General features: G+C 44.9%; 15 protein-coding genes and 1 other annotated feature (1 of these 16 cut by a window edge). Of the genes, 2 read left to right on the top strand and 13 right to left on the bottom strand.

From position 1 onward, the window contains the following. Positions 1-146, bottom strand: a binding site (T-box leader); it reaches 65 nt to the left of the window's first position. Between the two features lie 61 nt (positions 147-207). The 8 genes from D1970_RS09180 to hutP form a co-directional block, all read right to left on the bottom strand. Further along, a complete protein-coding gene (locus D1970_RS09180) occupies positions 208-2334 on the bottom strand; it encodes a heavy metal translocating P-type ATPase (RefSeq protein WP_119112562.1) in 2127 nt (708 codons plus the stop codon). Beyond that, positions 2327-2695 (bottom strand): ArsR/SmtB family transcription factor, encoded by a 369-nt coding sequence (locus D1970_RS09175; protein WP_119112561.1) that lies wholly within the window; start codon positions 2693-2695, stop codon positions 2327-2329. The genes D1970_RS09180 and D1970_RS09175 overlap by 8 nt, the downstream gene beginning before the upstream one ends. A 592-nt stretch (positions 2696-3287) precedes the next feature. Further along, positions 3288-4808, bottom strand: coding sequence for an osmoprotectant update ABC transporter permease/substrate-binding subunit OpuFB (gene opuFB, locus D1970_RS09170; RefSeq protein ID WP_119112560.1), 1521 nt, complete (start codon positions 4806-4808; stop codon positions 3288-3290). Next, a complete protein-coding gene (locus tag D1970_RS09165; RefSeq protein WP_119112559.1) occupies positions 4801-5769 on the bottom strand; it encodes an ABC transporter ATP-binding protein in 969 nt (322 codons plus the stop codon). Before D1970_RS09165 ends, opuFB begins: the two co-directional genes overlap by 8 nt. Before the next feature lie 539 nt (positions 5770-6308). Further along, positions 6309-7604, bottom strand: a complete 1296-nt coding sequence (gene hutI / locus D1970_RS09160) for an imidazolonepropionase (protein WP_119112558.1) — start codon at positions 7602-7604, stop codon at positions 6309-6311. Positions 7605-7694: 90 nt separating this feature from the next. Then, positions 7695-9356 carry a urocanate hydratase gene (gene hutU / locus D1970_RS09155; protein ID WP_119112557.1) on the bottom strand — a complete coding sequence of 554 codons (1662 nt, stop codon included), beginning with the start codon at positions 9354-9356 and terminating at the stop codon, positions 7695-7697. Positions 9357-9432: 76 nt separating this feature from the next. Continuing rightward, on the bottom strand, positions 9433-10983 hold the full coding sequence (gene hutH / locus D1970_RS09150) for a histidine ammonia-lyase (RefSeq protein ID WP_119112753.1): 1551 nt from the start codon (positions 10981-10983) through the stop codon (positions 9433-9435). A 117-nt stretch (positions 10984-11100) separates the two neighbouring features. Further along, positions 11101-11538 (bottom strand): histidine utilization transcription antiterminator HutP, encoded by a 438-nt coding sequence (gene hutP, locus D1970_RS09145; protein ID WP_119112556.1) that lies wholly within the window; start codon positions 11536-11538, stop codon positions 11101-11103. Between the two features lie 205 nt (positions 11539-11743). Here hutP and D1970_RS09140 point away from each other — a divergent pair, with 205 nt between their 5' ends. Together D1970_RS09140 and D1970_RS09135 are read left to right on the top strand one after the other, a co-directional pair. Beyond that, a complete protein-coding gene (locus D1970_RS09140) occupies positions 11744-12667 on the top strand; it encodes a UCP032817 domain-containing protein (RefSeq protein ID WP_119112555.1) in 924 nt (307 codons plus the stop codon). 107 nt (positions 12668-12774) lie between these two features. After that, the gene (locus tag D1970_RS09135; protein ID WP_119112554.1) at positions 12775-13023 is read left to right on the top strand and encodes a hypothetical protein; all 249 of its coding nucleotides are present in this window, start codon (positions 12775-12777) and stop codon (positions 13021-13023) included. A 176-nt stretch (positions 13024-13199) separates the two neighbouring features. Here the strand turns inward: D1970_RS09135 and D1970_RS09130 are convergent, their stop codons facing one another. The 5 genes from D1970_RS09130 to D1970_RS09110 form a co-directional block, all read right to left on the bottom strand. Then, positions 13200-14096 carry a diacylglycerol/lipid kinase family protein gene (locus tag D1970_RS09130; RefSeq protein WP_119112553.1) on the bottom strand — a complete coding sequence of 299 codons (897 nt, stop codon included), beginning with the start codon at positions 14094-14096 and terminating at the stop codon, positions 13200-13202. A gap of 19 nt (positions 14097-14115) precedes the next feature. Continuing rightward, positions 14116-14733: a branched-chain amino acid aminotransferase gene (locus D1970_RS09125; RefSeq protein WP_246370045.1), complete on the bottom strand. Its 618-nt coding sequence runs from the start codon at positions 14731-14733 to the stop codon at positions 14116-14118. Positions 14734-14755: 22 nt separating this feature from the next. Continuing rightward, positions 14756-16024: a DEAD/DEAH box helicase gene (locus D1970_RS09120; RefSeq protein WP_119112552.1), complete on the bottom strand. Its 1269-nt coding sequence runs from the start codon at positions 16022-16024 to the stop codon at positions 14756-14758. 236 nt (positions 16025-16260) lie between these two features. Next, positions 16261-17241, bottom strand: a complete 981-nt coding sequence (locus D1970_RS09115) for a DUF2705 family protein (RefSeq protein ID WP_119112551.1) — start codon at positions 17239-17241, stop codon at positions 16261-16263. Next, on the bottom strand, positions 17234-18145 hold the full coding sequence (locus tag D1970_RS09110) for an ABC transporter ATP-binding protein (RefSeq protein WP_119112550.1): 912 nt from the start codon (positions 18143-18145) through the stop codon (positions 17234-17236). The genes D1970_RS09115 and D1970_RS09110 overlap by 8 nt, the downstream gene beginning before the upstream one ends. Positions 18146-18153 lie beyond the last annotated feature (8 nt).

The raw sequence follows: 18153 nt of genomic DNA, 5'->3' as shown, positions 1-18153 counted from the left end.
CCTGATAACGCCAGGTTGCGCCCGTGTGTTGCACAGGACTCCGGGAGCAGGTTCAGCGGTTTGCATGCTACGGGATCTTTCAGCTTGTAAATCCCGCTCTCTGTCGCAAGAAGGTCCGCTTACTGGTCCCCCGTTAACGTTCGTCAATTTTTATAAAATTATGGCAACGAACGACTGATTTGTCAAGGAGTAATTCCAATTTCCTACTTACTTTTTTAGCCACATTAGCCTTATCGCATTTAAAGTAACGATAAGTGTCGCGCCCATATCCGCGAAAATGGCAATCCACAGCGTCAGCCAGCCTGGAATGACCAGGAGCAAGGCAAGCAGTTTAACACCAAGGGAGAAAGTGATGTTCTGCTTGATGATCGAAAGCGCCTTCCTGCTAAGCTTGACAGTGAATGGCAGCTGTTTAAGATCATCTGCCATCAGCGCTATATCAGCTGTCTCGAGGGCCGTGTCCGTCCCAGCTCCTCCCATCGCTATCCCAACCGATGCAGCAGCCAATGCGGGAGCATCATTAATGCCATCGCCGACCATTGCTGTTTTTCCGTATGTTTTTTGCAATTCTTTAATATAGGTAAGCTTATCCTCCGGCATCAAACCTGCCTGAATATCAGAAACACCGATGACCTTGCCGATTGCTCTTGCAGTTCCTTCGTTATCACCAGTCAGCATGATTGTTTTTTGGATTCCAAGCTGATGCAACCTGTGTACGACATGCTGGCTTTCTTCCCTCAATGTATCCGCAGCAGCAATTAAAGCAAGAACTCTTCCATGTAAGCCTGCAGCCATAACTGTTTTGCCTTCGGATTGAAGCTCGGCAATCCGGTTTTTTGCTGTTTGCGGCAGGGGTCCATTTGCCATTTCTTCGAACCAGTCAGGCCTTCCCACATAGAAGTTTTCTCCCTTAATGCTTCCAATAATGCCCTTCCCAGTCACAGACTCGAAGCTGTCCACCACCCATTCCTTAAAATTCACATGATCCGCTTCTGCCTTCGTATTGATGGCTAAAGCAAGCGGATGCTGGGAATGGTATTCAAGGGCAGCGGCCCTTCCAAGGATTTCGATTTCAGAGTATTTTTCGTCCAGAAGTTCAAAGTCTGTCACTTCAAGAGCACCCTTCGTTAAGGTTCCTGTTTTATCAAAAGCGATTGCCTTAATTGAACCCATTTCCTCAAGATGGATACCGCCTTTGATTAGGATGCCGTTTCTCGCTGCATTTCCAATCGCTGTGACAATGGAAACCGGAGTTGAAATGACAAGGGCACAAGGACAGCCAACGACTAGGACCGCAAGTCCTTGATAGACCCATTTTCCCCAATCGGCATCAAGCACTAATGGCGGAAGTATGGCTGTTAAGGCCGCAAACAAGATGATTGCAGGCGTATAGTACTTGGCAAACCTGTCGACAAAAGCCTGGGATGGCGCTTTTTCCTCTTGTGCTTCCTCTACAAGGTGGATGATTTTTGCAATGGTCGTATCTTCGGTCCTTTTGGTGACCCTTACTTCGAGATGGCCTTCTCCATTCAATGTTCCGGCAAAAACCTCATCATCAGCCGTTTTTTCAACCGGAAGCGATTCACCAGTGATAGCTGCCTGGCTGACAGCTGAACGCCCTTTGATGACAGTGCCATCCATTGCGATTTTTTGTCCCGGCTTTATCACCATCAGGTCACCAATTTCAATTTCATCTACCTCCAGCATCATATCGATGCCGTTCCTCCTTACAAGGGCCTCTCTTGGTGCAAGATCCATCAATGAGCGAATTGACGCCCTCGCTTTATCCATCGAATAGCTTTCAAGCCTTTCACTGATTGCAAACAGAACAACTACCACTGCACCTTCTGTCCATTCGCCTATCAAAGCTGCACCAATAACCGCGATAGTCATTAATGTTTTCATATCAAAATCTAATCTTGCAAGATTGGAAAGCCCTATCCTAAACAGCTTGAACCCTCCAGAAAGAATGGCTCCAACAAAAGCTAAAACTGTTAAGACATCGTTTTCTCCGTAAGCGTATTGCAGTGTGTATCCAAGGATGATCCACGCCAAAGAAATGAGTACTGCAAGGTTTGCCCTCCAAAATGATTCTTGCACTTCAGGTTCCAGCGGAGCCTTCTCAGGACGCAGCTTCAGGTTATCAAAAGCGCCTGCCTTTTCCAATCCTTGTATTCCTGCATCACCGTAAACCGTAATTTTTGAAGCTCCAAAATTTATTTTCGCATCTAAAACACCATCCAGGTGTTTTACGTTCTCTTCGAACTTTTGGGCACAGCTTGCTCATGATAATCCCTGGACGCGATATACATGCTTTTCATCTTGTTCAGTCATTGTCATTCAACTCCTTTTGATGTTCAAATGCCATCACAATCAATTGTTTCACATGGTCGTCACTGAGAGAGTAATAAACCAGCTTTCCTTCTTTTCTGTATTTCGCCAAGCCATTCCTGCGCAAGAAACGCAAATGATGAGAAGCTGTCGCAGTCGTTGACCCTGCTATCGAAGCAACATCACAAACACATAGTTCGCCTTCGAGATAGAGCGAATAAGCAATCTTCAGTCTCGTATCATCCGCTAGCGCTTTAAATATTTTGGCCATTCCCGAAATGAATTCAGGATCTAGGCCGTTCAAGACCTGTTTTACTTTCGTTTCGTGGACACACTCTACCTGACACACGTCATCCTCTTTCACAGCTAGCTTCCTCCCTGGCTCACAAACATTCAAACCTCTATTTGATTATATAATATTCAAAGGAAGATTTGAATGTTACAAGATTATTTATTTTTTTAAAGACTGCTGATAACTTGGTTAGGTAGGTATTTTATATGCTAAACCACCATTTTTTGTGAGAAGTTCTTTTACATTTCATTACACTAAAAAGACCTATGTATCGCTATTTGGAATAAACTTGAAATGATTATAGATAGATTGAGGGCTAGCCGGAGGTAGAACGGCCGTAACCGTAGATAGATTGCGTTTACCGGAGATAGACTGTTTTTTCTGTGCTGGTCTTCTTCCAAACTGCAGTTTATAACCGGTTACAAAACCAGAAAGCAAGTGAATATAAAATCTAAAGCTTATTTCACCTTCAAAATCAGTCATTATCATCGTTTTTTAATAAAATTCACCACTGACTATCAAAATTTACCTTTACCAAAAAAAGATCGCCTCATACCCGGCTGACATCAGCGAGTAGGGACGATCTTTGCCTAAAAAATACTGTCTTGTCTTTTTAAAAAAATACTGCGCTCAACATTTCGGGACAGATGAAGGTTACTCCGCTTTAACCTTCATTCAGTAACTCTTCTTTTTTCAAAAAATCCTGCGCTACATCCTCTGCCTTTTTCCCTTTTACATTTACTAAGTAGTTCATTTCCCGCATTTCACCATCGCTGATTTTCCCAGAAAGCTTTTCCAAGGCGGCTTTGATTTCAGGGTGTTTCTCTACCGTCTCTTTTCTAAGCAATGGTGCTCCCTGATATGGCGGGAAAAGCTCTTTATCGTCTTCGAGTACTGTAAGATTGTATTGCCTTAATTCACTGTCTGTCGAATAGGCGTCAACGAGATTGATATCTCCAGTTTTGATTGCGTTATAGCGAAGCTTCGGTTCCATCGTCACCATACCGGCAAAAGAAATGCCATATTTCTTTTGGATCCCTCTGTATCCATCTTCCCGATCGGAGAACTCCAGTGTGAAACCTGCTTTCATGTTTTGCTGGACATTCTTCAGGTCAGAAATTTTCTTTAACCCGTATTTCTGGGCATCTGACTGTGGGACAGCCAAGGCATACGTATTGTTATAAGCCATCGGACGAAGCATGGACATATCAAATTTTTCCTCCATACCCGCCCTTGCCTGTTCATAAACTTCACGGCGATCGGTGCTGACAGCCGTTTCCTTCAAAAACTCAATAGTGGCCGTCCCCGTGAATTCAGGATACAAATCGATATCACCGGATTTTAAAGCATTAAAGACAAAAGATGTTTTTCCAAGTCCCGGTTTCAATTCCACTGCCAAGCCGGTTTCATCTTCTATCAGCATTTTATACATATTGATCAGAATCTCTGGTTCTGAACCAAGCTTGCCGGCAATGACGATTTTTTCATCTTCCTTTTGAAAAAAAGGCCATGCAATAATGAGCGCTGCCGCAACTGCAAGTATACTTGACGTCATCAGCGTTTTCTTAAATGACATTGTCTCAAATCTTCGCAATAGCACATCGAACAGGATTGCAAGCAGTGCTGCAGGTACGGCTCCAAGCACAATCAAGCTTGTATCATTCCGGTCAATTCCGAGGAGAATGATATCGCCTAATCCCCCTGCGCCAATAAGTGCAGCAAGTGTAGCCGTCCCGATGATCAGCACCATAGCGGTCCTTATGCCAGCCATAATCACAGGCATAGCAAGTGGCAATTCTACTTTTAGCAGCCGTTTCCTTTCATTCATGCCCATAGCAGTCGCTGCTTCAATCAAGGAATAGTCCACTTCTTTAATTCCAGTATACGTATTCCTTAAAATAGGCAGAAGGCTATAGATCACAAGGGCAATGATTGCGGGCACCTTTCCAATCCCAAATAGAGGAATCAGCAGCCCCAGTAGAGCAAGGGACGGAATGGTCTGGAGGATAGCAGCAACCCCAATGACCACCTCGGCAAGCTTCTTTTTCCGGGTCAAATAGATGCCTAATGGAATTGAAATCACCACGGCTAAAATAAGGGCAATGAAAGAAATCTGTACATGCTGAAGAAGAGCAGTCCAAAGCGCTCCCTGTCTTTCTGAAAAAACATCTGCAAAGTTACTCATGGGAGAATCCTCCCTTCTTAAGTTTGCCGGACAAATAGGAGATGACACTTTCCCTTGTCATGACGCCAAGAAATTGACCATTATCCATAATCCTTACAGCCTTCTCCTGTTCCAAACAGGAAAGTACCTCAGAAATGCTTGCGGACAAAGGCAGCGCTTTGATAGCAGCATGTTCTGGAAGCTCCTCCACTGCATAATCCAACAATCCTTCAATACTTTCATTCTTGCTGAAAGAAACTTTTCTTGTACCGATAAACTCCGGTATAAACGGGTCAACAGGGTGATCCAATAACTCCTCGGGAGTCCCAGTCTGAATAGCTTCGCCGTCTCTCATGACACAAATCCTGTCTCCAAGCTTGAGCGCTTCTTCGATATCATGTGTGACAAATACGATCGTCTTGTTTATTTTCCTCTGAAGAGTAAGAATATCATCCTGAAGCTTTTCTCTGCTAATCGGGTCAAGCGCGCTAAACGGTTCGTCCATGAGAAGTATTTCCGGATCCGCTGCAAGTGCACGAACCACACCAACTCTTTGCTGCTGGCCACCCGAAAGTTCGTGCGGCATCCGGTTTCTGTAAGTCTCCGGATTCAGTCCCACCATTTCAAGAAGCTCGTCAATTCTCTTGCTGATTTTGCTCTCTTCCCATTTTTTCAGTTCTGGCACAACCGCGATATTTTCCTCAATTGTCATATGCGGAAACAAGGCAATTTGCTGAAGTACATAGCCAATGTTCCAACGCAGTTCATGAATATTGTATTCACTGATTTTTTTGCCGTTGATATATATCGTCCCTTCGCTTAGATCAATCAGGCGATTGATCATTTTCAGCGAGGTCGTTTTCCCTGAACCGCTTGGTCCTATCAAGACAAAAAATTCCCCTTTTTTAATTTCAAGATTCAACGGCTTGATTGCCTCCGTACCATCAGGATAAGTCTTTATCACATTTTCAAACCTAATCACAGTTTTATCCCCTCTTTTCCTATCCCCTTGCTGCATTTTATACAAAGCGATTGCTTTGCGTCTTACCATTATGGATGATTTAAAGCTGGCAATCTACTTTCAACACTCGGGCAATAATCAGGAAATTAGTTTTCATTCTTGATTATCAGCGGCTTCAAATCTTTTTTAACATTAATAGAGTTATAATACAATGACGAGGAATAAATTGATACTAATCAGGCATATTACGACTTTAATGGGGAATAACCTCGTGCTAATCGGCAATAAATCAATCCTAGTCAGGATTTTTTTCAACATGTCCATTAGCGGAGAGTGTACAAGTTCCATTCTGAAAATTTCTTAGAGCGTGACTAGTTTTGAAAAGAATTCAATATGTTCACCCGACAAATCAGCTATTTCACCACTAAATCCAGCAAACTCTATGAAATTAACTCAAATTAAAATACCACAGCCAAAAGGCTGTGGCAGGACTCTATATTTTTACATTTAAAATGCTGAAATTGGTTCAATCAAACCAAGCTTATTTAGTAACATTCTTTTTAAAAACGGTTGGCTTCCATTGCTGCAGAAAGTTTCACATTGCTATGCGGCATTCTCTCCCATACCTTTTTTCCTCCGGCAAAGACTGATTCTGCATGATTCACGCCATAATGATAAGGAATATATTGATAGTTTGGTACATCCCAAACGACAAAGGAGGCGCTCTTCCCGATTTCCAACACCCCTGCCTCTCCTCCTCTTCCGATTGCGTAGGCGGCATTTACTGTTACTGCATTCCAAATTTCTTCAGCGGACATTTTAAGCTTGAGGGCGGCGAGCGACATGATGAGCTGAAGGTTTTCCGTTACACAGCTGCCTGGATTGAAATCTGTCGCCAGCGCAACAGCCACGCCTTCTTCAATCATTTTCCGCGCTCGCGCAAATTGATCTTTCCCAAGGTAGAAAGTTGTGCCAGGAAGCAGTACTGCAACTGTACCGTTTTCCGCAAGTTTTTGGATTCCCTCATCGGAGGCAGCAACAAGATGGTCAGCACTAGCTGCACCAAGCGAAGCTGCCAGCTCTGCACCACCAAGGGGATCAATCTCGTCAGCGTGGATTTTCAATCCAAACCCCTTATCTTTCGCTGTTTGCATAAATTGTCTCGATTGTTCGATGGAGAAGACACCTGTTTCACAAAAAATATCGGCAAATTCGGCAAGCCCTGCTGACCTGATGACATCTAGCAGTAAAATCATTTCCTGAAGAAATTCTTCTTCCCGGCCTTTGTACGCAGGAGGTACTGCATGCGGCCCAAGGAAGGTTGAAACCATATCGACAGGGTAGACTTCCTTCAGGCGCTTTGCAACCTTTAGCTGCTTCAGCTCCGTTGCCGAATCAAGGCCGTATCCGCTTTTCGCTTCAACAGTTGTCACTCCGTGGCTAATCATTCTTTCCAGATGAAAGGATGCTTTTTCAAACAACTCCTCCTCAGAAGCTTCTCTAGTGGCGTCAACAGTAGAGAGAATGCCTCCTCCGTTCGCCAGAATATCCAAATAACCCATTCCAGCCTGCTTCATGCCGAGTTCATGCTCCCGGGAACCGCCAAAAACAAGATGTGTGTGAGGATCAACAAGACCAGGTGAGACTACTTTCCCGCCCGCATCCTTCTCTTCTTTTGCACTCAGCCCTACCGCTTCTTTTGAAGCTCCGATCCAGGCAATTTTTTCATCCTGTACAGCAAAAGCGGCATCCTCCATAATGTTAAGCTGTGCCATATTCTTGCCTTTTTGTGGACCTGAATTTCCATCAGGAAGGATCAGCTGACCGATATTGAATACAAGCAAATCATACTTCATGATCTTTGCCCCTCTCTCTTTAATAATTGGAGAACATTCCGAACAAGGTGATCCGAAGGCATATACGCCTTTCGGATCCGTGATTCCCAATTATTTTAGCATCGGGATGTCGACGCCTTTTTCTTTTGCCACTTCAATCGCTTTTTCATAGCCTGCGTCTGCATGGCGGACAATTCCCATTCCCGGGTCTGAAGTCAGCACCCTTTTTAATCGTTCTTCTGCCAGCTCGGTTCCATCGGCTACTGCTACCATGCCGGCGTGTAGGGAATAGCCCATTCCAACTCCTCCGCCATGGTGGACGGAAATCCACGAACCACCTGCAGCTACATTGACGAGCGCATTTAAAATGGCCCAGTCCCCAACTGCATCGCTTCCGTCTTTCATTGCTTCTGTTTCCCTGTTTGGCGAAGCGACAGAGCCACAGTCCAAATGGTCGCGGCCAATCACGATCGGCGCCTTCAGTTCTCCATTTCTGACAAGCTCATTAATGGCAAGCCCCATCTTTTCTCTTTCCCCATATCCCAGCCAGCAAATCCTGGAAGGAAGTCCTTGGAACTCTACTCTTTCCTGTGCCATATCAATCCAGCGGTTCAAGGCCTCGTTTTCTGGGAACAGCTCTTTAATCAGCCTGTCTGTTCTGTAAATATCTTCAGGATCCCCTGATAGCGCTGCCCAGCGGAAAGGACCCTTGCCCTCGCAGAAGAGCGGGCGAATGTATGCAGGCACGAATCCTGGGAAGTCGAATGCTTGCTCTACTCCTTCGTCTTTGGCCACCTGGCGGATATTGTTTCCATAATCAAATGTGATGCTGCCTCTCTTCTGGAATTCGAGCATAGCTTCTACATGCCGTGCCATTGATCGCTTAGACCGGCGCACATATTCCTCTGGATTGGATGAGCGGAGTCCGGCTGCGGCTTCGAGCGACATGCCCTCAGGTACATAACCGTTTAAAGGGTCATGAGCAGATGTCTGGTCTGTAACAATGTCAATTTTCACATTGCGCTTAAGAAGCTCGTGATGAACTTCAGCGGCATTTCCCACTAGGCCAATCGAAACGGCTTCTCCGTTCAGCTTTGCTGTTTCGGCCCACATAACTGCCTCGTCAATAGAGGTTGTCATTTTATCGCAGTAGCGGGTGTCCAGGCGTTTTTGTATTCTCTCGCTGTCAACATCAACGGCAAGGCAGACGCCGCCGTTCATCGTAACGGCTAGCGGCTGGGCGCCGCCCATTCCTCCGAGGCCCGCAGTTAGGGTGATTGTGCCTTTCAGTGATTCGCCAAAGTGCTGACGGCCCAATTCGGCAAAAGTTTCATACGTTCCCTGCAGGATTCCTTGTGTACCGATATAAATCCAGCTTCCAGCTGTCATTTGGCCGTACATCATCAGGCCTTTTTTGTCGAGTTCATGGAAGTGTTCCCACGTTGCCCACTTTGGCACAAGCACGGAATTGGACAGCAGAACGCGGGGTGCGGCCTTGTGGGTTTTAAAGACGGCAACAGGCTTTCCGGATTGTACAAGCATGGTTTCATCATTTTCAAGCCGTCTCAGCGTCTCCACGATTGCATCAAATGATTCCCAGTTCCTGGCAGCTTTCCCGATTCCGCCATATACCACCAGATCCTCTGGCTTTTCCGCTACTTCAGGATCAAGATTGTTATACAGCATTCTCAGTACTGCTTCCTGCTCCCAGCCTTTGCACTCGAGTTCAAGTCCTTTTTTTGCGCGGATCGTACGTTTTGCTTGAATCGTCATTTAAGTTACCCCTTTTCTGTATGAATTGGTACACTTCATCAAAGATCACAGTGTCAGAAACTCTGCACATCCTTATTTAAATAGCTTCGATATTTTCTGCTGCGGTAGGGAAAAACTGATCCTCTCCTACTACGGCTGTCCAAAGCCCTTCATTTTTTTTAAGCCATTCTGCCAGCTTTTCAATGTCTTTCGAAAAGACACGGTCTGCGGTAATTGACGGAACAACTTTTCTCGCCTCTTCATAAAATTTCCGGGTCTCGGGAGCCATTTTTTCCACTCCTCTGTATTGAACTGCCTGCAGCGCGCAAATACATTCGATTGCCAGTACCCTGCGTACATTTTGAATAATATTGTGTGCATGCCTTGCTGCAATCGTTCCCATGCTTACATGGTCTTCCTGGTTGGCGGAAGATGGAATTGAGTCGACGCTGGCAGGATGCGCAAGCGTCTTGTTTTCCGACACCAGGGAAGCTGCGGCATACTGCATGATCATAGCGCCGGATTGCAATCCAGGCTGTGCACTCAGGAATGGCGGCAAATCGTTTAGCTGTGGATTGACAAGCCTCTCAATCCGGCGTTCTGATATGCTCGCAAACTCCGCGGCTGCAATCTTGAGGAAATCCATGCTGATCGCAATCGGCTGGCCGTGGAAGTTGCCTCCGGAAATGACCGTCTCGCCTCCGTCGAAAATCAGTGGGTTATCGGTTGCGGCATTGATTTCTATTTCAAGCTTTTCTTTTACATAATCGAGCGCCTGCCAGGAAGCCCCATGTACCTGTGGGATACAGCGAAGAGAGTATGCATCCTGTACCCGCTTCTCACCTTGCCTTGTGATGAGCTGGCTTCCCGAAAGAAGGACGCGCATTCTTTCGGCTACCTGCATTTGCTGAGGATAGCCCCTTGCTTCGTGCACAGCGGGATGAAAAGCATCGATAATACCTTCCAGCCCTTCCATTGTCAGACTCGCGATCCACTCGCTTTGATGTGCCAGATCATTCGCTTCAATCCAGTTAACGACACCCATACTTGTCATAGCCTGTGTCCCATTAATCAATGCCAGACCTTCCTTTGCGTGAAGCACGACCGGTTCCAATCCTTCCATTTGGAGGGCTCTATCTGCTGGCATTCTCTCGCCGTGATGGTAAACTTCTCCTTCACCAAGCAGAACAAGGGCGAGATGTGAAAGAGGCGCAAGATCCCCTGAAGCCCCGAGTGAACCCTGTTGCGGAACAACAGGATGGATGTGGGTGTTAAGCAAGTCTGCAAGCCTTTCCGCAATGACCGGCCTGATTCCTGAGAAGCCTTTCAGCAATGCATTAAGACGAAGAAGCACCATGGCCCTTGAAACCACTTCAGGGAATGGGTCCCCAATTCCGCATGCATGCGAGCGAATCAGGTTTAACTGCAGGTCATCAACATCATGTTCAGAAATCACCACATCGCTGAACTTTCCAAAACCTGTATTAATTCCGTACACCGTTCTGTTTTCAGCAACGATTTTTTCTACTGCCGCCCGGCTCTGTTCAACTTTCTTCATGCTTTCCGGATTGATTGTCACGATTTCCCTTTCATAGCAGACACGCCTGACCTCCTCGAGTGTCAGCGTATTACCGTTCAATTCCACCATCATTTCATCCCCCTGTTTTTGAAAAAAAATAAAAAGGAGGCGATAATGGCATAGCGGTACCATCATCGCCTCCTCTTGACTAATAGACTATAGGCAATGTGTTTCATTGTTCAATTTTTAAATGTGGTTAATCCCCAACCCCACTGTTTCATGCTCTGAACCTTTGACTGGTGCACCGATCGTTCCGTAAAACGCTACGGCAATCCATTCCCCTTCTTCTGGATGGTCATAAGGCTTACCCCTGACTACCGCAAACCTTAAGCCCACTGTACGGCTCATTTCCCCAATGGCTGCCTGTCCTCTGGTAACTCCATTGATTCCCTCCATGATGGCATGATACAAGGAATGAGTTTCCCGGTAATAGCCTTCATTGATGAGGGCGTTTCGCTTTGCAGCAGTTTCAACTGCCGAAATCACCTTTTGCATATTCATCGAGCCCACTCTGCCCTGGCAGTAAGAAAATTTCTCGAGCGGGAGTTTAATCTGTTTTAGCTCATCCTCTGTTAGGGAGGCAAGCAGAATTGCGATCTTGCCGATTGCTAAATTTTGCACCATGGATGTCACCGATTTCTGAATTTTATCTATTCACTAATAACTTATACATATTGTATTCGCCAGCAGTCTCTGTTGTCAATATTTTTGGTAAATTTTAGTATACTACCATACTATCTTGTTATCGTAGTAAAGTGAAAACCATTCTTCAATCTTCCACTTATATGGTATAAAAATCCTATTGTAAAGGTTAAAGGGGGATAACTAAATGATTTATTTGGTTATAGGAGGCGCGATTCTTTTGGCTGTAATCATGTACTCAAAGAGCAATAACATAGAGGCAAAAGCTAATCGTTTTCAGCGGGAATTCAGAGAATACTATAAAGAAACTTGGGATGTATTTCCTACAAGTATCCTTACTGAAAACTATATAAACAGGCTTGATACATCACTCGACAGAACTTTAATGGAAAGAGTAAATACATCCTTTCGTCTGAAACACCCCAGAATGACTCAATATGAAGCCAATCTGTATTGGCGTGAATTAAAAAGGTATTTCATGCTTGCAGGCATGTTCAAAAGCGTAGAAATGTTTAATGAAAAAATAGATGACCTTTGGCATGCGCTGCTCCATTATGAAAAAGAATACGAAGACTTTTCCAACCGTTTTATCGGCCATAAACTAAAGCATATTCCCCATTCTCAGCCTTCTTTCAAGCCTGAAGAACGGACTTTTTTTGATTTTTGCTATGTTCAAATGTTTACGTTAGATACAAGTGCCAGGAAAATATGGGGCGAGTTTTTCAAACATGATAAAGGAAGCAGCTTTCTCCAGGAATATACCAACCTGCCAATGCAGGACTTAAAAGAAAAATACATGCGGAGTGACTCAAGTCAAGAAGCAGAAGCTTCATTTGAGTCTTATGTGCACTGGAGCAAGCAGGAGCATAAACATCTGACACCAATGTGTGTTAACAAGTATAATCAGACAAACGATGCCAGCTATTCATACGTTGCCTATGCAGCCTCAGATGACAGTGACCATGAGACGACATTTAATGAGATATTCAAAGGCAGCCATCATTCACCTCACTATGGAGAAAGCGGTTACGGTGGCGATTCAGACGGAGGAATATCAAACTGTTCATCAGGCAGTTCCTGCTCATCATGCAGCTCTTGTTCATCCTCATAAATAATAAGCAGCAGCGATAGACAATCCTTCTGCCCTTATTTTTATAGTTTAGGCATGCCGCCCCAGGGAAAAGTAATCATACGAAGTCCAATGAGGAGGGAACTGGCATGGTATCAAACAAAACGTTTCTAGGTGCAGCGACAGTCGGCTCACTATTCTACTTGCTTCGCAGCAAGGAATCCAGGAACAGATTTATGAATCATCTGCAAATGATGACAAAACCGTTGACGGGGAGCCCTGAGAAACAGCCCAACTGGAATGGCTATTATAATGAAGCCCTTGTACCAGAGTATAATAAAAGTCCTGTCACAGGGCTTCCGTATAAAGGAATTCCTGTTGGAGTAAGAGTGGGCTAAAGCCCAAAATGTAAAATGGTCGGATCTTTGGCTATCAAAACAGCAGCCTGGATGCTCAGGCCTAAGAAAGCCAAGGCAAAGGACGAGGATGTACCGATAAAATGGTGAAATCAAAACAAGGGCAGCCTTTTAGGCTGCCCTTGTTGTTTGAAATATATCAGAATTCCGGTTAGAACTTAGACATTTTCAGGCTTCAGCATGCGGAAACGGTGCTTAAGCACAGCAATTTGGCTTGGTGTTTCTGTATAGACTTCCCCGTCCATGTCAGCTTCCGTAACATTACTCGTTTCTACTTTTATCTGCTTCGCTGTAAAGTGGTCGATTTCATTGCTTAGTGTATTGGGATTTACAGTAGGGTCATTTGTTAAAATTTCCTTTATGAGAGTCAGGTTTGTATTCTTAATGATAAACAGGTCAATCAACCCGTCATCATACCGAATCCCCTGGAAAGGAAGCTGATTTGTCCCGATGTAGCTCCCGTTCATGGCAATGATCATCTTTGCCTCCCCGCGAATTTCTTTTCCATCCATTTCGATTGTATACTCGAAATGCTCCATATCTTTTACAGTCCGGATGGCACTTAAGAAGTAGCCTATTTTACCGAACCTATCTTTTTCGCTGTCTTCAATATTCAACGAAGTTTGGGCAATGAGGCCGATTCCCCAAAAATTAAGGGAGTAGCCATCATCAATTTTAATTGCATCGACCGGTACTATTACCCCATTGATTAACTGTTCGCTGGCACGCCTTATATCCTGGTCAATGCCCAATGTCCTTGAAAAGTCATTGCAAGTACCTCCTGGCAGCAAACCGATAACAGGCGGTTTTTCCAGTCTCGCAAGGCCGTTTGTACATTCGTGTACTGTGCCATCGCCACCCAGAATGAAAACAGCATCCACCTCTGAACCGTAACGCTCGCAAAGCTCGGTCGCATGACCTTGCCTTTCAGTCTGGATTATGTGCAAATCAGGAATGGCTGATGACAAAACAGGTACCGAAGCACCAAGTGAAAGGTCAATGTTTTTTTGTCCGGCGTTTCCATTATAAATTAACAAGGCTTTACTAAATCGCATTGCTTACACTTCCATCTATTCAATGATTGTTCTTTTGCTGGTTTTCCACAGTTTCAGCTAGCTTAAATAAAACTTGGTAAATCAGCTCAAATGCTTCTTCTATCATCATGTCCTCACGAAAACCCGCAGCGTCATCCAGGGAAAAGTTCAGGGTCCAAAGACCCTCATTTCCACTGAACAACAGGTCATAGGAAGCTGCTCCATGCTGAAGACTTTGATCCAAAAACGCTTTAATCGCTGCTCCTAATTTTTTTTGAAGCTTTAATCCAAGCATAACATCATATTTGCCGAACACATCATCAGATTCAAAGGAAACAGAATCAGCTCCAACCAAGTCAAACCACTCGGACTCCATGTATAGGAATTCAAGTTTGTTCTTCTTGAAGTAATCGATCCGCTGCGCCAAAAAATCATTATTCTCAACAGCCAGCATTTGCTCTGTTTCCTTGTCTCCACGTTCCATGTACGAACCGGCAAATCTGGAAGGTTTCAATTCATCCACTATTGGATCGCTGCTGACTATCCCGTTTCTTTTTGCATACTCCAGTTCAGCCGCGGATAACTTAAGCTTTACTTCTCCTCCGTTTGAAGACTCGGACGCCTTTTTAATATATTGTTTCATATTTTCACTCAACATGTTTTTTCCTCCTCACCCTAGCCTATTTTCCCCATTTATTTTTTCCCGAGCGCGCATTCGGACGGGCGCTGCTTTTGCTGTTGTTTTTTCTTGCTGATGGACCTTCCGACCTTTTTTTGCGGTCATCTGCAAATCTTCTCCCGGCTTGGCTCTTCTTTGCAGGGAGAGCCTGGACTTCATCTTCTCTCGCTTCATTAATTCTTCTGATTTTGATTTTTAGATCTTTTTCAATTTCGTGAAGGAGTTGTTTATCCTTTTGGGCAAACAGTGTAATCGCCATTCCTTCCGATCCTGCTCTTCCTGTTCTTCCAATTCTGTGTACATAGCTTTCCGCATCGAGCGGTATATCATAATTGAAGACGTGTGTAACTCCCTCGACATCAAGGCCCCTCGCAGCAACATCAGTAGCCACAAGCAATTGGATCTCGGCATCTCTGAACCGTTTCATCACTTTTTCACGTTTTCCCTGTGAGAGGTCGCCATGCAGTTCATCACAAGAAAAGCCTTTTCCCTTTAAATTATCATACAATTTGCTGGCCCTTCTCTTTGTCCTACAAAAAATGACGGCCATAAACGGACGCTCTTCGTTGACCAGGCTTACAAGCGTTTCGAATTTTGCCCGGTCCGTTGTAAATACGGCTGACTGCTTAACGCTGACTGCAGGTCCCTGCGTTCTTTCAACCTGGATATACTCCGGGTTGTCTATGTATTTACGGGCTAGATCTCTTACTTCGGAAGGCATTGTTGCCGAAAAAAGCATCGTTTTTCGATCAGGAGAAGCAGCATCAATAATCTCTTCCACTTCCGGTAAAAAGCCGATATGAAGCATTTGATCGGCTTCATCCAGAACAAGGCAAGACAACTGTGACAAATCAACCGTTCCTCGCCTCATATGATCAAGAAGGCGTCCTGGCGTGCTGATAACAATATCCACACATTTCTCGAGCTTCTTTAACTGTTTGTCCACATCCTGCCCGCCGTACACAGCAAGCACACTGATATCGCTGCCCGCCATTTTTTTCGTTTCATTTGTAATTTGAAGGGCAAGCTCTCTTGTTGGTGTCACAACAAGTGCCTGGATGTGTCCCGCCCCTGGCTTGATTTGCTCCAGGATTGGCAACACAAATGCCAGTGTCTTTCCAGAACCCGTCATGGCTTGAACAATCAGCTCTTTTCCTTCAAGCATTTTAGGTATTGTCTTTTCCTGAACCGGTGTTGGTACGCTAATGCCTTCACGCAATAGCTTTCTTTTCAATTCTTCTGATAAACCAAGATCGGAAAAATCCGTCAAATGTATCCCTGCTTTCTTTTATTCTATCCATGTTTTATTTTTCTTCATAATGCAGGCAGCCATTACTATTGTATCTATTCCAATGAAAAAAATAACGCGGGGAATGCCCCGCGCCAATCCTGTGACATTGTGTTAAGGATTTCAAAAGTGGATGCTCACATCTATTTTATCCTTTTTCAGCTTAACTTTACAATGGGCGTGCATCTCCAATACGAAAGGTACACTTGTCCCGCTTATCAATAAACATCCTCTCTTGTAAACACAAGGAAAGAAACCACCAATGCTGCAATTCCCCATACAGCGAGTATGCTTAAGGAAAATCCAAGCGTCATTCCCTCTATTGGGGGCGGATTTCCCGCCAAATAGGCAGTCAGGTCCATATTAATCATAAAAAAGTACCTCGCAGATTCCCATGATGAAACCATATTGCTTAATATTAGGCCGGAAATTAGTGCTGCGAGCATAATTCCCATCGCTGCAGGCGTGCTTTTGACAAGGACGGACAGCATAAAGGCAATTGTACCGACGATGATGGCCACGAACCATACGAGGCTATATTCCATCAGAATATATTGCCATTGCGGCAAAAGCTGGGCGCCCGCGGTATCAAGCTCGCTGCCTAATGCAGTAAAACCGGTTACAACAGGCGCATCCCAGCCCTGGTAGCCAAAAACCAGCCCGGAAACCAGATAAGAAACAAGTCCAAAAATTCCAATGACCGCAGAAATGGATAACAGTAAAGCAAGGTACTTGCTCATCAGAACTTTCCATCGTTTTATCGGCCTTGTCAGTAAAAGCTTCACAGTACCGCTGCTCCTTTCAGAGGAAACAAGGTCTGCAGCGATCACCATTACCATCAGTGGAATCAGGAGCGTGATGGAATGTTCCGCGAAAGTTCTCATAAAGGTCGGCGCCCCTGGTTCTAAAGGGTTAATATCATGGTCAAGATAATATTGCTGCTGCTGAATCCTCAGCTTTAGCTGAGTTTTCCATTCATCGGAAATCCCGCTGCTGCCTAGCCGGTTCTGTGTATCAACAATTTGCTGCTGCACGGTGGTCCGCCAGTCTTGCGATCCGATTCTTTCCCTGGTCCTTTCAGCTTCCTTGTATTGGGCATATGTAAATAAACCGACAAGCACGCTGATGATAAGGGCCACAACCAATAGTTTTCGCCTGCGTATTATTTTTAGCATTTCATTCCGAATGAGGTTAATCAACTGTTTCACCCCCTGTTATTTCAAGGAACAGATCTTCCAGCGCAGGAAGCTTTCGGTTGATTTCCATCACATGAATGCCCTTTTCAACAAGTGCCTTGTTCCACAAGGCTGCTTCTTCCGCCGAATAGGGCGTAACCAGAGTTCCGTCAATCCCTTTGCTGACTGTGGTAAATGATTGAAGTACTTTTTTTCCTTCTTCTTCTGGAGTAACTCTCCAAGTCAGCCTTTCCTGAAGCGTCAGCAGCTTTTCAACAGAGTCAACCGCCAGTACTTCACCCTTTGAGATAATGGCAACGCGGTCACACATTAACTGAATTTCACTAAGGAGATGGCTCGATACCAATACTGTCAATCCTTCTTCTTTAGCCAAGTGCCTGATGAAGCTCCGCATTTCTCGTATTCCCATCGGGTCAAGTCCATTAGTAGGCTCATCCAGGATGAGCACTTTTGGCCGGCCGAGGAGTGCCTGTGCAATGCCCAATCTCTGCCTCATACCAAGGGAATATGTTTTAACGGTGTCATGAATTCTTTCCTGGAGCCGTACGAGCTTTACAACCTCTTTCATATGGCTGTTGTCTTGTTTGGGAAGCATCCTTGAAAAATGCTCAAGGTTTTCCCAGCCAGTTAAATATGGATACAATTCCGGGTTTTCGACAATGCAGCCCATCTGTTCCATAGCCTTGGTAAATTCGGTCTCCACGTTGTATCCGCATATTTCAATTTTTCCCGCAGTCGGTTTGATCAGCCCTACAAGCATTCGGATGGTTGTGGTTTTTCCCGCACCGTTGGGTCCCAAAAAACCAAAGACCTCGCCTCTCTTCAGCGTTATGTCAATGCCTTTGATAATCTCCCTTTTGCCGATACTTTTTTTCAGTCCTTTGACTGAGAGCGTTATTTCATCCATGTTTTTCC

The organism is Mesobacillus zeae (genome assembly GCF_003570705.1).
Classification (GTDB): Bacteria; Bacillota; Bacilli; order Bacillales; family Cytobacillaceae; genus Mesobacillus_C; species Mesobacillus_C zeae.
Note: the sequence above shows the minus strand (reverse complement) of the source record. Positions and strands in the feature narration are given on the sequence as shown.